General features: G+C 64.2%; 21 protein-coding genes and 1 pseudogene. 21 read left to right on the top strand and 1 reads right to left on the bottom strand.

The window, feature by feature from the left end; translation table 11 throughout:
- Positions 1-37: 37 nt before the first annotated feature.
- From AB3M81_RS07565 to AB3M81_RS07540, 6 genes and pseudogenes are all read left to right on the top strand, one after another.
- Positions 38-418 carry a hypothetical protein gene (locus AB3M81_RS07565; RefSeq protein WP_412903319.1) on the top strand — a complete coding sequence of 127 codons (381 nt, stop codon included), beginning with the start codon at positions 38-40 and terminating at the stop codon, positions 416-418.
- 145 nt (positions 419-563) lie between these two features.
- Positions 564-713, top strand: coding sequence for a hypothetical protein (locus AB3M81_RS07560; protein WP_412903598.1), 150 nt, complete (start codon positions 564-566; stop codon positions 711-713).
- Positions 670-807 (top strand): annotated as a pseudogene (locus AB3M81_RS07555) (PCRF domain-containing protein); the annotation flags it as partial. The gene AB3M81_RS07560 and the pseudogene AB3M81_RS07555, both read left to right, overlap by 44 nt.
- Positions 808-813: 6 nt before the next feature.
- Positions 814-1,215: a peptide chain release factor-like protein gene (locus AB3M81_RS07550; protein WP_412903596.1), complete on the top strand. Its 402-nt coding sequence runs from the start codon at positions 814-816 to the stop codon at positions 1,213-1,215.
- Between the two features lie 54 nt (positions 1,216-1,269).
- Complete coding sequence (locus tag AB3M81_RS07545) at positions 1,270-2,034, top strand: hypothetical protein (protein ID WP_412903318.1); 765 nt, start codon at positions 1,270-1,272, stop codon at positions 2,032-2,034.
- Between the two features lie 26 nt (positions 2,035-2,060).
- Complete coding sequence (locus AB3M81_RS07540; RefSeq protein WP_412903317.1) at positions 2,061-2,660, top strand: hypothetical protein; 600 nt, start codon at positions 2,061-2,063, stop codon at positions 2,658-2,660.
- Here the strand turns inward: AB3M81_RS07540 and AB3M81_RS07535 are convergent, their stop codons facing one another.
- Positions 2,661-3,179, bottom strand: a complete 519-nt coding sequence (locus tag AB3M81_RS07535; RefSeq protein WP_412903316.1) for an NAD(+)--rifampin ADP-ribosyltransferase — start codon at positions 3,177-3,179, stop codon at positions 2,661-2,663.
- A gap of 74 nt (positions 3,180-3,253) precedes the next feature.
- On the opposite strand from AB3M81_RS07535, the gene AB3M81_RS07530 reads away from it, so the two are divergent.
- The 15 genes from AB3M81_RS07530 (at position 3,254) to AB3M81_RS07460 (ending at position 15,029) form a co-directional block, all read left to right on the top strand.
- Positions 3,254-4,336: an RNA ligase (ATP) gene (locus tag AB3M81_RS07530; protein ID WP_412903315.1), complete on the top strand. Its 1,083-nt coding sequence runs from the start codon at positions 3,254-3,256 to the stop codon at positions 4,334-4,336.
- 236 nt (positions 4,337-4,572) lie between these two features.
- A complete protein-coding gene (locus tag AB3M81_RS07525) occupies positions 4,573-4,965 on the top strand; it encodes a hypothetical protein (RefSeq protein WP_412903314.1) in 393 nt (130 codons plus the stop codon).
- A gap of 250 nt (positions 4,966-5,215) precedes the next feature.
- On the top strand, positions 5,216-7,249 hold the full coding sequence (locus tag AB3M81_RS07520; RefSeq protein WP_412903313.1) for an endonuclease/exonuclease/phosphatase family protein: 2,034 nt from the start codon (positions 5,216-5,218) through the stop codon (positions 7,247-7,249).
- A 42-nt stretch (positions 7,250-7,291) separates the two neighbouring features.
- Positions 7,292-7,588: a hypothetical protein gene (locus tag AB3M81_RS07515; protein WP_412903312.1), complete on the top strand. Its 297-nt coding sequence runs from the start codon at positions 7,292-7,294 to the stop codon at positions 7,586-7,588.
- Positions 7,585-7,842: a hypothetical protein gene (locus AB3M81_RS07510; RefSeq protein ID WP_412903311.1), complete on the top strand. Its 258-nt coding sequence runs from the start codon at positions 7,585-7,587 to the stop codon at positions 7,840-7,842. Before AB3M81_RS07515 ends, AB3M81_RS07510 begins: the two co-directional genes overlap by 4 nt.
- A 33-nt stretch (positions 7,843-7,875) precedes the next feature.
- The gene (locus tag AB3M81_RS07505) at positions 7,876-8,376 is read left to right on the top strand and encodes an HD domain-containing protein (RefSeq protein WP_412903310.1); all 501 of its coding nucleotides are present in this window, start codon (positions 7,876-7,878) and stop codon (positions 8,374-8,376) included.
- Positions 8,377-8,680: 304 nt separating this feature from the next.
- On the top strand, positions 8,681-9,208 hold the full coding sequence (locus tag AB3M81_RS07500; RefSeq protein ID WP_412903309.1) for a hypothetical protein: 528 nt from the start codon (positions 8,681-8,683) through the stop codon (positions 9,206-9,208).
- Between the two features lie 131 nt (positions 9,209-9,339).
- Complete coding sequence (locus AB3M81_RS07495; protein ID WP_412903308.1) at positions 9,340-9,969, top strand: hypothetical protein; 630 nt, start codon at positions 9,340-9,342, stop codon at positions 9,967-9,969.
- Between the two features lie 12 nt (positions 9,970-9,981).
- Complete coding sequence (locus tag AB3M81_RS07490) at positions 9,982-11,049, top strand: hypothetical protein (protein ID WP_412903307.1); 1,068 nt, start codon at positions 9,982-9,984, stop codon at positions 11,047-11,049.
- Complete coding sequence (locus AB3M81_RS07485) at positions 11,049-12,008, top strand: hypothetical protein (protein ID WP_412903306.1); 960 nt, start codon at positions 11,049-11,051, stop codon at positions 12,006-12,008. Before AB3M81_RS07490 ends, AB3M81_RS07485 begins: the two co-directional genes overlap by 1 nt.
- Before the next feature lie 8 nt (positions 12,009-12,016).
- Complete coding sequence (locus AB3M81_RS07480; RefSeq protein WP_412903305.1) at positions 12,017-12,670, top strand: hypothetical protein; 654 nt, start codon at positions 12,017-12,019, stop codon at positions 12,668-12,670.
- 30 nt (positions 12,671-12,700) lie between these two features.
- Positions 12,701-13,633, top strand: a complete 933-nt coding sequence (locus AB3M81_RS07475) for a hypothetical protein (protein WP_412903304.1) — start codon at positions 12,701-12,703, stop codon at positions 13,631-13,633.
- Positions 13,630-14,118 (top strand): Pycsar system effector family protein, encoded by a 489-nt coding sequence (locus tag AB3M81_RS07470; protein ID WP_412903595.1) that lies wholly within the window; start codon positions 13,630-13,632, stop codon positions 14,116-14,118. Before AB3M81_RS07475 ends, AB3M81_RS07470 begins: the two co-directional genes overlap by 4 nt.
- Positions 14,115-14,663, top strand: a complete 549-nt coding sequence (locus AB3M81_RS07465; protein ID WP_412903303.1) for a hypothetical protein — start codon at positions 14,115-14,117, stop codon at positions 14,661-14,663. Before AB3M81_RS07470 ends, AB3M81_RS07465 begins: the two co-directional genes overlap by 4 nt.
- Positions 14,664-14,765: 102 nt before the next feature.
- A complete protein-coding gene (locus tag AB3M81_RS07460; protein WP_412903302.1) occupies positions 14,766-15,029 on the top strand; it encodes a DUF3892 domain-containing protein in 264 nt (87 codons plus the stop codon).
- Positions 15,030-15,046 lie beyond the last annotated feature (17 nt).

Genomic DNA, 15,046 nt, shown 5'->3' with positions numbered 1-15,046 from the left:
TCGGACTGGGTTGCCGCATAGAGGTATGCGTCACACCATGAACGCTTGGAGGTACCCGATGAACCCCGGAGTTGCGCTGTTCGCGCTGCTGCTGATGATCCCGCCGGTCGCGTTCATGGTGTGGCCGTTGGCTGCGCTCGTGAAGATGATGTCCGCGCGTGGCACCCGTCAGCGGTACGTGGCGTCCACGTTCGAGCGGGCGTTCCGGTACCCGTACTTGATCGGGCAGTTGGTGCTCGCTGGTCTGGAAGCGAAGGACCACGACTGGGCGGGCATGGGCTTGACGGTCGTCGCGGTCGCGTTGGCGGCGATCATCATCAACCAGTTCGGTTCCGACGATGACGACTTCTGGACGGGGATGAAGAAGAAGTTGCAGAAGCGGCTCCCTCAGTTCAACTTCGCGCCCGGCGCCGCGTAGGGAGTGCGCGCGGACTCTATCGCGGGAGTCTCACAGTGATGAAAGAGTCCCGATAGAGTCCCCGGCCGTTCGCGGCAGTGGCCTTCGTTTCGCCGCATGGATCCCTTAGACTGCAACACTCCCCCAACCAGAGAGGTCAACGACCATGTTCCGCATGGAGTTCCACGCCTCCGAAGGAGGCGCTGACGCAGAAGCGTTCGCGTCCGAACTCGCGCATGGTGTGGCCCGGCACGCCGGGCTCACCGTCACCCGTGCCGGTCGCGTCATCTGCGCGACCACCGAACATCGTCTTTGACCCTGCCGTCGTTCGGCAGTTGAAGGGTTTGGCTGGAGCCCATCGAATCCAGCGCGTCCCCGCTAACGAGAAACGCGGACGCAGGCATTCCTCCCTTGTCGTGGTTGCCGTCATCGAGAACACCGACACGCAGGTGCGTCTCGACAAGCGTGACGTCAAGGTGGACACGTTCCGGGCTTCCGGTGCGGGTGGTCAACATCGGAACAAGACCGATTCGGCTGTCCGGCTCACCCACGTCCCGACCGGGACCGTGGTCACCGCGACCGAGGAACGCTCCCAGCATCAGAACCGGGAGGTGGCTTGGCGGCGGCTGCGTGAACGGCTCGAGGACACCGCGGCGGCGGCCGGGGCTGAGCAGGTCAACGGAACCCGTCAGGCCGTGTTCGATGAGGGTCGCTCGTGGTTGTGGTGCGGGTGGCGTGACGAAGTGAAGAACCCGGCTGGACGAACCACTTCGATGCGTCGTGCTCTCGCCGGGCGCCTGTCACCGGTGCTCGTGTGATCAGGGTCTCGCCGCATTTTCATGGGTATGGAGATCGTTGAGAATGCCCCGTCCGTGACCGACCGGCAGGCCCCGACCGGTGAGTCGATGTGTGACCCGATCTTCGAAGCGTCCTACCCGTACCAGTCGTACTTCGGCACCCGGTATCACCGGCTCGGACTGTTCGACAACCCCGACTTGGCGTACCAATGCCTGCTCGAAGAGGGGCACCGCACCGACGGCGAGATCCACGCGATCGCGTACGTGTTCGGTGCGGGCTCCTCGGGTAGCCGCATGGTGTTCGAGCAGAAGGACAAGGTGTACGGCGCCCGGGTGAACCCGACGACCGACGAGACCGACCACGGTTGGTTGGACTTGCGGGACGTGTCCGCTGACCCGGACTACCTGCGGCTCCTCCAGTTGAGGGACCAGTTCTCGAAGTTCCTCATGTGGCGTCAGCATCACGAACGGCAGAAGTCCTACCACGCGTCACGCATGCCGAGCATCGAACCGTTCGCGCGGTTCTACGAGGCGCGCGGCGAGGCGGATCCCGTGGAAGGTCGTGGCGGGTCGAAGTCGTACGGCGGTTTCGAGACACCCGAGCAAGCGATCGCGGCCGCGCAGGGAACAGGTCTGGGTGGCTGCCCGGGGTTCGTGGTGATGGTCGAGTTGATCGAGCATCGCGGTGAGGTTCTCGAAGCGCGCACCGGCCTGTGGGGGCAACGTAAGCGTCTCGACGGGCCCGGCTACGAGTTCGGGTACTCCGACTACCGCGACTTCTACGACCGTGACGACTGGCGTGAGTTCACGACCCTGTCGGAGCAGTTCGCCGGTCGTTGATGTGGTGGGCGGCTGGGCTGTTGTGGGTGACCGTCGCCACCCTGTGGCTGGTGCGTGTCTCGTCCGGCGCCCCACACCAGTTGGTCGTCTGGTTCTTTACCGCGTGCGCGCTCTGGTTCACGTTCTCCACCGTCACCGAGATGCGTCTGCAGTCGACCCTCGGTGACGCTGCCTCGAAGGTCGCTGGTCGTGACGTTCACGTCCACTGCAAGCAGGAGTACCTCGGCCAGTTCGCGACAGGGAACCGCACCGGGTACGTGCCTTACTCCCCCACTGACCCGTTCGGCACGGGACAGGACGTGTTCCTTCGTCAGTCCGTCTGCGATTCGCTGTCCAGCGCGATGAGCGACTGGGACTCGTCACCAGAGGTGGCGGCGGCGGTGCAGGTGCTGACCCATGAGGCGATGCACGTCAAGGGTGAGAAGAACGAAGCGACGGCCGAGTGTTCAGCGATGCAGTACATGGGGGCGGTGGCTGAGGCGTTGGGCGCCGACCCGGAGACCGCGAGTTCCCTGTCGGTCGTCTACCACCAGATGATGTACGACAGGATGCCGACCGAGTACCGGTCGGGTGAATGCGTCCCGGGCGGCGGAATGGACCTGCGGCTCGGAGACGGGCCGTGGTGATCAGGAACGCGGGAGCGGATCGTCGCCTCGTGTGAGCGCACGCTGATACTCGCGGGCGTCCTGCAGGTCGATGCGTCGCACGATGCGGGCGGCCGGGACGCGCCCCTCCTGCAGTCTCCAGTTCTGCCCGCAGTTCGCGAGCATCGACCTCCACTGGACGATGGGGCCCTCGGGTTCGATCTCGTACACGTACACGGGGTCGTCAGTGGACTCGTTCGCCCAGAACAACGCCGTGTCCGCCTCGGAGGTGATCGATACGGCGTCCTCGGCCGACTCGGTGAAGTTCGCTTCAGAGCGACCGGGCTCGAGCATGTCACCGTCAGCGAGTTCATGTCTGGAACCGTGGAAGAGGCGCCCACCGTACACGTCCCCATACGTGAACTGACGACCTTCAACGGTCACCTTACGGGATCGCCAATCCTCCTGTGTGACCATCGGGTCGGCTTCGGGGCGACGTTTGGCGATGAACGAGCCACGGTTCGTTCCGGGTTTCGATGCACCGCGTGCCTGCTGTCCCATACCCCAAGGTGTGCGGTTCGCAGACGCGCCCTGCGACAGATCGAGCCGAGAGTCCCTGAGGGCTTGAAACGGGCATGACTGCACTCACTGCTGTTGACGACGTTCGTGACCTCGTGACCCTCGAACGGATCTCCGAGGTCCGTCCCATCCCCGGCGCCGACGCCATCGAGCAGGCCATCGTCAAGGGTTGGTCCATCGTGATCAAGAAGGGCGAGTTCGGTGTCGGTGACGCCGTGGTCTACTTCGAGGTCGACTCGATGCTCCCGCTGGACGACGACCGGTTCGCGTTCCTCGCCCCGCGCGGCACGAAGACCGTCGACGGTCGCGACTACCACCGGCTCAAGACGGCTCGCCTTCGCGGTGTCTACTCGCAGGGCCTCGTGATCGGGCTCGACCAGTTCCCCGAGATCCTCGACGTCCTCCTGCCGACCGACGAGCACGGCAGCATGCTGACGCTCGTCGACGAGCCGAAGCCGGACCTCGCCGCCCTGCTCGGCGTGTTCAAGTACGAGCCGCCCATGCCGGACAACCTCTCGTTCATCGGTGAGTTCCCGACCCACATCGTGTCCAAGACCGACAGCGAGCGCGCCCAGAACCTCGCCAACGACTGGGACAAGATCCTCGCCGCGGGACCGTGGGACGCGACCGAGAAGGTCGACGGCACCAGCGCCACGTTCATCATCGACGCTGACGGCTCACGCCGGATCGCGGGACGGAACTGGGAGATCGACCCGACCGCCCAGAACGTGTACACGCGCGCCGCCGCGCTCTCGGGCATCTACGACCAGATGGAGCCCGGTGACGTCGTACAGGCCGAGATCGTCGGCCCCGGTGTCCAGAAGAACGGCCTCGACCTGCCGGACCTGACCGTCGTCGTGTTCACGATCAAGCGCGACGGGCGCCTCCTGCCCCGCGACGAGTGGTTCATCGAGCAGTCCGACCGGCTCCGTGTCGCGAACCTGTACCTGACGATCGAGCCGCTCGCGACTGCCGAGCAGACCATCAACGCGATCGACGGGATCAAGTCCCTCATCAACCCGAAGCGCCTCGCCGAGGGTGTCGTGTTCCACCACCGGGAGGGTCGCGAGTTCGACTTCCTCGGCTACCGGTCCACGTTCAAGGTCATCAGCAACAAGTGGCTGTTGAAGAACGAGTGAGTTGAGGTCGGCGTGTTTCCCTCACATGAGGGTCGAAGCGCCGATATCCTGCCCGGTGAAACGGTCGCAAGTGCGTGGGGAAGCGCATCTTGCGGCCGTTTCTTCATGCCCGGGTGGTGGGTGAAAGAACTGTCTCAAATAGCGAAATCTGATCGGGCGATGGCGGGGTCCGGGGCTTAGTTCAGGTGCAGGGAACGCCCCGGTATCCCAGCGAAAATCAGCTATCAGGAGTTCACATGAACGTCGTCGCCGCCCGCTACTTCATCCTCTCGCTCGTGTTCCTGTCCGCCGTCGCTCTCATCTCCATGATGGGGATGCGTGTCGCGGTCGCTTCGGCCGCCGACACGCAGGTCACGTCGGTCTCGAACACGACGTGCTCGTTCACTCCGGACGTCGAGAACATCGCCTACCAGTCCGAGGCGCTGGGTGTCTCCCTGACCGCCGGTGAGGCCTCCACCATCTACGATGCGCTGTTCGAGGCTGGTGACGCGTCGGTCGCGATGAACGTCCAGACGACCGAGGGTGTGAAGAACGTCGTCGTGGTGTCGAGCCACGGCGCAATCCAGATGTTCGACGCGAACACTGGTGACCCGCTCCCGCAGCAGATGCGCATGATTCACACCTGCTGAACCCGCTCGCGGTTTCTTATGGGGTCCGGTCCTTTTGGGGTCGGGCCCCATAACTTTCTGCGACGTTTCTTATGGGTCTAGCCCTCCGGCCGGGTTGGACCATAACTGGCAGGGGCTGTGACTGGCGAGTCGTCGCATCTGACGGGTATGGCACGCGCAGAAACGCAGGGACATGGCCGCGGCTAGGAACGCCTCCGCGAAACCGAAGCGATCGCCCGCGAAGGGCAAGTCGACCGGCAAGAAGTCCGCCGTGAAGTCACCGGCGAAGAAGGCCCCGGCCAAGCCAGCACCCAAGAAGACTGCCGTCGCGAAGGGCAAGACGACCGGCAAGACGACGGCCGCGAAGGGCAAGACGACCGGCAAGAAGACGACCGCGAAGAAACCCTCCCCGGCCGCCAAGACGAAGGCTCCTGCGAAGAAGACCGTCGCGACCAAGCAGGTGAAGACCCCCGTCAGCGGGAAGAAGACCGCCGTCAAGGCGACCCGGGCACCCGCGAAGAAGACCCCACCGAAAGCCACCAGCAAGCAGGTCGCGAAGAACACCACGACCCGCAAGTCGGCATCCAAGACCCGGAACCCGAACGGGAAGTTGGTCGCGCCAACCGTCTCGTGCCAGCGAGAAGAGGCATGGTCGGCGTTCTGGATCAACGTCAAGCCCGTCCACGGCGCCACCGCTTACGAGATGCAGATCGCCCGCGACACCGCGTTCACCGACATCATCGACACCCGCTTCATCAAGCGCGCCAACCAGCGGGCATGGTTCGGTGACCTCGACGACGGACAGACGTACTTCTACCGGGTTCGCGCCCACGCCGGACCCAAGCAGGGCCCGTGGTCGCGAGTCGGGAAGCGAACCCTGTCGTTCTACGGGATCCAGACCCCAGCATCGGACGTCGAAGCCGCCGGGCACCCCAACCACGTCGACGTCACATGGACGGCCGCCGAATCCCGCACCAAGCATCCACTCACCTACCGGGTCGTCATGTCCACGGACCGCGACGGCAAGAAACCGACCGCTGAGCAGACCACCACAGGCACCAGCGTCCGGTTCACCGACGTCGATCAGGGCCGCCGCTACTTCTTCCGCGTGTACGCCTCCAACCGAGGGATGCGCGAACGAGGAGATGACGTCCCCAAGATGGAGCGCGCCGAAGCGCAAGTCATCCCGATCGACTCAGCGAAACTCATGCGGGTCACGAACACCAGCCCACGCGGGTTCACCGTCGGCTGGCCCGTCCGCGCATCCAACGCCGGACACTGGATCGAAGTGTGCGAACACGAGTTCCGTGCCGAGTTCGCGACCGCGCTCGCTGTCCCCTACCGCGGGTACAAGGGCTCGACGAAGATGACGATCAACGACCTCGAGCCGAACACCGAGTACTGGCTGCGAGCCATCAACCCGGACGGCACGAACGGGCAACAGGTCAAGATCGTCACCGAACCGGCCAAGTCGAAGTTGCGTCTGGGCACCTACAACGTCCGCTACATCCAGTTGGACGGCCCCCGGTCGGAGCATTCGTGGGGGAAGCGTCGCGAGCACGTCGCCAAGATCATCGGCGAGAACTTCGACATCCTCGGCGTGCAGGAAGCCGCATCATGGGCGTCATCTCGGACGTACCGCAAGCGCAGCCAGATCGACGACCTCCTGTACCTCCTGCAGGACGCTGGCCCATACGAACGGTTCGAGGCCGTTGGCGAGAGGTCACCGGGTGCGCATGTCGTCTACCGGACCGACAAGGTCAAGACCCTCGGTGAAGGTGAGCATCTGCGTTGGAAGGTCGGAACCGAGAACCGCGGGCAAGCGATGATCGCGATGATGCAGACGATCGAAGGCTCGCAGCCGTTCTGTTTCGTGTCGGTGCACCTGTCCCCGTTCGTCGAACACCACGAGCGACTCGAGCACACCGCCGAGTTGGCTGAGGCAATCCGGCGGGTCAACAGACACAACACCCCGGTGGTCGTGGTGGGTGACATGAACTCCCACGACGGTCGCACCGAGGAGACGCCGCGCGAGTACCTGACTGACACGTCCCGGTCCGGTCTCACGCTCGTGGACGCCGAGGACTGGTCGCCGGGTCGGGAACGGACGATGATCCATTCGTCGAACACGAAATGGCTCGCCAAGGTGACCGACCATTCGGGGTTCAAGATCGACTACGTGCTCACCGACGAAAGGATCGCGGTGACGGACTGGTCGTACGTCGTCACATGGACCAAGGGCGGCAAGATTCGCCAGCCGTTGGCGTCGGACCATCACGCGATCGTCGTGCAAGCGACCCTGTAGCGGCCGAGACTGTGGCGGGGTTTTGGCCGCATACCTACAGGCATGAGCATCGACAAGAACGGCAACACGGTCAACGTCACCCCCGGCAAGCAGGGATTCCAAGAGGTCAAGCACCCCGAACCGTCCACCCTGTCCCTGAACGACGCCATCGAGTCGGTCGCCGACCTGAACGACGGCGACGTCGTGTGGGACGCCGAGAATGACCGCCATCGGACCGTCAAGTTCATCGACTCGGGCCCAGAGTCCACGCACATCGAATGGGAAGACGGCGAGATCGAACTCCTCGACAACGACCACCGGTTCCCCGTCGTCACCGACCAGATGGCGTCCGCGTCATGACCGGAGACCGGCTTTCCGTCCTGCAGCGCATGGCCAGCGACCCCGACAGCATCGTCGCGGACATGTTCGCCATCACCGACAGTGTCCGGCCGAGCGAACTCGAACCCGGCGACACGGTGTTCAACCCGCACACCGAGACGACCCACACCGTCGTCACTGTCGAAGGAGACGACATGGTGACCATCGTCCACTACCTCGACGGGTTGGTTCTCCCCTACTACGGTTCCGCGCTCGTCGAACGTCTACCGTTCTGATCGGGCCAGATGACCGGGAAGGCTTGAACAGGCATGGGACGTAGGTACACGAACGCCGACGAGATGCTGATCTCTGCCGCGCAGAAGATCTCCGTGCGTGAGCACGCAGGCGTGTTCGACAAGAACGGCGACCCGTACTACTGGCATCCCCTCGCCGTCGCCACGCTCGCTCGCAACGCCGGTGAGGACGCCGAAGTCGTCGCCCTGTGCTTCCTGCACGACGTCGTGGAGGACACCGACCGCACCCTCGACGACATCCGACTCGAACTCGAGCCGATCGCCGCCGAGACCGGCCACAACCTCGACGGCATCATCGACGGGCTCGACGCGATCACCCACCGCAAGAACGAGCCCCGAGTGAAGTACTGGGGCCGGGTCCGCGACCACCGCTACTCCCGAGCCGCGAAGCAGTACGACATCATCCACAACACGTGGCCTGAGCGACTCGCTCGCCTCGAACCTGAGGACAAGGCCCGCAAGGAGTCCAAGTACGGCGACGCACAGGACTTCCTCGGGTACGCGAGGACCGTGTGAGCCCTTTCTCCCGGCACACCACCGCGTTCCCGAAGGTGTTAACTGCCTGCTGCACCGTCGCGTTCATCGCAGCGGGCGTCGCAGGGTTCCTCTACGCCACCTGACATGCTAGCGCGGGGCGAGTAGGCCCACACACCATCTCGACATGACGAAGAACGGCAAGATGGACAACCGCGGCCACAACGCCATCAAGGGCAAGCAAGGGTTCCAGCCCGTCCGGAACCCCGAGCCGACGTCGCGAGACCTTCCCTCGGCCGACACCGCCGACACCGCCGACCCGTCCTGCGCGGAATGCGGATCCCCGATGATCCTCGATGAGAACGAGGTCTCCCACCACGTCGACGAAGACGGACGTATCGACTACGGCGCGGACGCCGACCACGTCGCTATCGACGACACCGGCTACGACCCCGTCGGTGGGGAGCCCGCACCCGACCCAGTCATCGACATGTGGCGCGAGACCCCCGGTAACGTCATCATGTTCGAGCCGATGCCGCCCGGTACCCCGCCTGAGTGGAAGGGCGCTTACGTGATGAGCGCCAACGGGACACCGTTCAACGTACGGTTCATTCCGGCCGGGTCGAAGGAGTACAACTTCGCGACCGGCGAGTACACCCGCGACGCGGACCATGATGTCATCGCGTTCTTCGACGCCCGTTACGGGTTCACGCCGCACGGTCAGCACGTCTCCACCTACCGAGCCGAAGACCTCATCGAAGGTGACCGCGGTGTCGGCCTGAACCTTCACGGCGGGATCGACGACTGGACCCTCGACGCCGAATCCACCGACGGGATCAAAGGTTGGGCGGGGCTCGTCTCCGAGAACAAGTAGCCCCTGCCTCGACGGCCCCGACACCCGCCACCGGGTTCGGGGCCGTCCCCCATGTCACGGCGACGCCCGACCGCGAAACAATGCGTTTGGCCGCGACGCAGGGTGCGTCTGGCCGCCACACACCTTCGGGCATGTTCAAGTTCAAGAAGCGGAACACCGGCGGCACCCGAGCCGACCTCAACGTCCAGAAGGGCAAGCAAGGCTTCCAACCCACCCCGCCCAAGGCTGAGGCCGCCCTGCGCCCACTTCCCGAGATGGACAGCGCCCCGGCCCCGTACAACCCCATCGGTGTCCCGTCCATCGGGCACTCGAACGTCACGCCGTCCGGCCCAGTAGATGACGCGCTGGTCGAGAAGTTGGCTGGCGAGTTGCACGAGGCAGAACTGGACTTCGCCGCCGAGTACATCCACGATCACGACATGCCCGTCGAATCCGTCACCTTCGCGGTCCTCGGCGTCAAGGACAACCACTTCGTTCCCGCGCATCAACTCGACGACGAGTGCGAGATGCAGGTCGTCATCAACCACATCCAAGGCCTCGACTCTGACGACGAGGCCCAGTTCTCCGACGAGGACTGGGACGACTACGCCTCCAAGATCGGCGGCGTGATCAGCGAACCCACCCTGCGAACCCTCGCCAAGACGCAAACCCAGACCGTCCTCAACCCGACCCCTCGCTACGGGCACGAGCGCGAGGACAAGGCGCTCGACCTGTACGCCGACTGGGAACGCGCCACCCGCGGCCTGCCCGTCGAACGCTGAGAAGGAGACCCCGTGAACAGTCAGCCACGCAAGGGTGAGGTCGGGCAGCCGACCACCAACAAGGGCCACTTCGCCCAGACCGCCAAGAGCGCCCCCGCGACGACGAACCTGCCCGTCGAGGCGGACGGGTACACCGAAATGGACGTCGCTGTCACCGACGTGTTGCCGCGCGACCTGATCCTCGACCCGGAAGACAACACCTTCCGTACCGTCGCCAGCGTGGACACCCTCGTCGACGACGTGACTGTCCACGTGTTCAACGACGACACCGCCGACAACACCCGGCCGCAACTCTGGCACGCTTCCGACACCGTATTCGTGCGGCGCCCCACCACCCCAGAACTCGCGTGGGACGCCCCAGACGGGTACATCGACGAACACCTCGAAGCCTCAGCGGTCCCCGACGGCGCGTACGTCCTCGACGAAGACACCAACGACTACGTCAAGGTCAACGGTGACGCGTTCACCGACTACGGCACCGGGAACACGTACCTGTCCCTCGGCCCCGACGAGCGACTGGTGCAGTTCAAGTCCGACGCGACCGTGTCCGTCCGACGAACCAAGACCGAAGCCGAAACCCTCCGTGACGAGGCCGCCGCGAAGGAACGCGAGAAGCACGACTCGTTCGAACGATCCGACACCGACGGCGCCGTCTCCCAGTGGGCGTCCGGTATCTCAGCCGACCGTCTCCGACTCGAAGCGCAGGTCGTCGAACAGGGTGGCGTGCACGAGTTCCGTGCCCTGTTCGACCTCGAGGGGAACCTCGTTCCCGCCAAGAACGTCCAGACACGTTACGGGTACGCGTGGGCGATCCTGTCCGACCCCGACGACCCGAACAGTGACGTCACCGCGTGGGTGAACGAATCGAAGGCACGCAAGGGCGCTCAGCGTCGCAAGACGATGGAGAAGAAGGGCTACCGCGAAGGCATCGTGAAGGCGCCCGCGAAGGTCATGACCGGCGGATCGGGAACCGGCCTGTCCGGAGCCTTGACAGTGTCGAACTACATCGGACGCGCAGACGGCGGGTTCTCCCGCGACGTCGAGATCGTGTCAACCGACGACCCGGGTAAGGACTACTGATGGCAGGCAAGCAGGGACACAACGCAGCATCGGGGCCCGGTGAGGTCGGGTTCCAGCCCGTCGCCCGCCCCGAACCGAACAGCGACGTCAGCGTGCTCGACATGAGCCGCGCCGCGGCCGACATGCTCACGTTCGCCGACCGTCAGATCCACTGGTTGGAAGACATCAAGGACCGCGAGAACCCCGACACCAACGTCTACAACACGATGACCGCCGAGTCGTACGGCTACCACCAGTTCCAGCAGGCCATCGAATCTGGGTACTCCGTTCGTGACGCGATCGACGTCCTCGACCAGCACGGCGGCGAGATCGCCGAAGAACTCGTCGAGATGGCCTCCCAGCCAGAGCAGCAGCGAGTCCGCCCGCTCATGAAGGACGTCTGGTGGGATACCGGGCAGGACGCAGCGATCGGCAACGCGGTCATCGGCCTGCGGTACGCCTCGGACCGGCTCAAGGAGCAGGCCAAGGAGACCGACATCATCGACCGGCTCACCGTCGAATCCGTGACCGAGCAGTACGGCGACATCACGAACGGCCTTCCCATGCCGGTCGCGCGGGAACTCGCCAAGGACACCGGCCAGCCGGTCCTCATCGAGCACACCGGCTCCCGCTACTCCGGGAACCAGATCGCCGGAGCGACCATCGCCCGCTTCCGGTTCGCGATGCCCAACGGTGTCGTCCGCACGAGCGAGGTCGCGTTCAACGTGTACGCAGCCGACGGTTACACCGTGGATGAGCCTCGCTACGAGGCGCACAAGAACATCCGGTTCGCCGACCACACGCCCGAGCACACTCCCACGACAATGGATCTGGTCGGGCCGACCGGGCACACTCAGTACGAAGGTCGCGTCGGTGACGTGTTCACCAGCCGCGACGACGCATGGGAGTTCATCGACGTCGCCGCCAAGACGGTCACCGCAACCGACGCCCACCCGTCCCGTCACACGACCGGCAACTGAGGAACGACATGACCCACATCAGCGACGCCGCCGAGGCACGACAGCGGGCAGCACGACGCCCCAACGGCCAGTTCGGCGAGCAGCACAAGCCTGAACCCTCGCCGTTGTCGAAGGCCCAAGCGAAACGGCTCGCGCAAGAGGAACGTCGCAAGTCGCAACCGTTCATCCCGACCCGTCAGTTCATCGAGACGATCGAGGGCATCGAGTACGCTCACGTCGACGGCAGCAACGGCCCCTTCTACATCCGAATGGACGCCATCACCGACGAGACTGTCGAGGCGTACCGGACCGGCCAGTGCCTCGCGTTCGCAATCGAAGCGCACCGTCGCACCGGGTGGCCCATCGTCGCTCGCATCTGGACCGCCATCGAGTACGACGAAGCGGTCAACTACCCGATCCACTTCTACGTCCGCTCTCCGGACGGCCGCCTCCTAGACGTCGGCGGGTACAACGACGAGGACGTCGTGCGCGAGGACTTGGCTGCGGAGGAACAGTTCAAGGAGTTCACCGACCCGAACATCGCCCACGAGTTGTTCCACCGCGACATGCAAGAGCAGGACTACTCGACCGCCCACCACATCGTCCCCGCCGCACTCGTACGCGCTGACTCCATCGACTGCGGAGAGTTCGATCCCCTCGAGGAGTGGACCTTCACCGCGTAACATTCGGTCACACCCTTCGAAGGAGACCGAATGAGCGACTGGCCGACGCTGTCCGACCTGCTGGACGAGATCGCCGACGACATCAAGGCCGAACTCGCCAACAAGCCTGAGGTGAAGGACATCGACCCCGAGTCGTTCGATGTGAAGAACCTGCCGATCCAAGCGCGTCGCTGGCATCGCCTCACCGACATCGTCGCCGTCGTCGTGGACCTCAAGGGTTCCACCCGGTTGAGCACGGGCAAAGAACACGCCGCGAACACCGCGTCTGTGTACGAGGCCGCCACGGACAACGCCGTCCGGGTGTTCAACCAGTTCAAGGCCGACTTCATCCAGATTCAAGGGGACGGCGTGCTCGCCATCTTCTGGGGCGACCGGCGCTACGAGCGTGCACTCTGCGCGGGCATCACCGTGAAGACGTTCGGCCTGACACTCGGGCAGAGGATCGCGAACAAGTGGCCGACCATCGAGACCGGTTACAAGGTCGGGATCTCCAGCGGCCGTGTACTCGTGAAGCGCATCGGCACCCCGCGCAACCCTGCCGAGCAGGAGCCCGTCTGGGCCGGGAAGCCCGTCAACTTCGCGACGAAGGCTGCGCAGCACGCGAACCTCGGGGAACTGATCGTGACCGCTTCGGTGTGGGCCGAGATCGAGAAGAACGACTACCTCGTCACCTCGTGCGGTCATGGAGACGGCAAGATCACCGAACCGACGGCCCTGTGGACCGACGTGTCTATCGACACCATCGCCGACGAGGTCCAGTCGAAGGGCCAGAAGTTGAAGTCCGCGTGGTGCGGTTGGCATGGGGACGAGTTCTGCCAGAAGATCCTCGAAGGTGAAACCACACGTGAGGAAGCCGAGGACGTCACACTCGAACACGCGACCAAGGCGCGGCAGTTCCTCGGAGCACAGTTCGAGGAACTGATCGAGATGAAGAAGAAGCAGAAGCGCCGGTGGCCACGATGAGCGTAGACACAGAAGATGCATGGAGACTTCTCGACAACGCGGCCGGATGGTTGCGCCACGCCGAAGCGAAACTGACCGCTGCGCTGGGATTCCTTGGATTGCTCGCCGCTGGCCTGTTCGCCGTCGTCAGAATAATGGAACCATCACCGTGCGCGTTCATCGCGGCGGCCCTCGCATCGATCTGTCTCGTGGTGTCCGGTTACTACACCGTCGACGGACTACTGCCGAGACGGGCGGCCGTGAACAACAACGACAGCACAGTCTTCTACGCCCACATCGCATCGAGGGCCAACGCCTCCCGATACCTGAGCGACATCGACGCTCCAACGCATGACCTACGCCGAGAGGTGCTACGTCAGGTGTACAACGTCTCGAAGGTCGCCGACAAGAAGTACGACTCCTGCGTCAACGCCTACAAGTGGCTGGTTGGTGCGTCCATTCTCACCGTCGCGCTCGCCGCTCTCATCTCGATCGACGTGCTTTGACCAACGAATCCAGCGCCGCGATCGTTCTCCAAGTGGACTGCCTCGTCGGAAACGCCATCGAGTTCCACCCTCACGGCGAAACAGACCGTTACCTCACCGACCGAACCAGATACCACCTGTGCGAAACCGTCATCGAGATCGCTCGGTCCCTACGAGCCGACGACACCCACCCGTGTGAACACCTGTTCACCCGCGAGCACTTCCCCGAGCAGGTGTACAGGCAGCCGAGTAGATGGTGGGCCCGGTTCGCGAGTGAAGCGGAACTGCTGACCCGGGACCTAGCCTCCGGGCGCCTCTACTGCGCGACAAACACAGCCCGCCGCGTCATCACGATGACCGCCGTTTGGTATCTCGCCCGTGAGGCTGAAGACCCGTTCATGGATGAGAAGTTCGACGAGTCGTGCCCCACTCAACTTGCGGCGCAGGAGCATGACCACGACTTCCTGACAGCACTGCTCGACATTGTGCCGGTCGATGAACTGGACTCGCTCAAGCGAGGCGTGTTCGGTCCGCCAGACGACTGGTTCTTCCCCTCCGCACCATGAGAGATTGCTGCCCTGATCGAGTCCTGAGACGTTGCGGGCTTGCGCAGGCCCGGTCATCACGATTCGCCTGACGCTCCACATCGTCGCCGCATGTTCCCCCGCATGATCACCAAGCAGATAACAAAGGTCCGAAGAGACAGTGACGGCGACATCACTGATGTGTTCGCGTCCTCGGCCCGCCACAAGGACTGGGAGAGCATCTCCTACGCCATCAGAGCGATCGAGTTGCGGCTCGCCACGTACTTCGTCGTCGAAGACGGCACCCGGGCCGAGGTGTACGCACTACCCCGCGAGAACCCGCGCTACCTGACAACCAGCCCAGACGGGACCACCAGCAACAATCTGGACTGTCTCCCCTCCGCCTGACCCCCGCACACCCTCAT

Source organism: Aeromicrobium jepli, from assembly GCF_047246605.1.
In the GTDB taxonomy this organism is placed as follows: domain Bacteria; phylum Actinomycetota; class Actinomycetes; order Propionibacteriales; family Nocardioidaceae; genus Aeromicrobium.
This window is presented reverse-complemented; position numbering and strand designations above follow the sequence as displayed.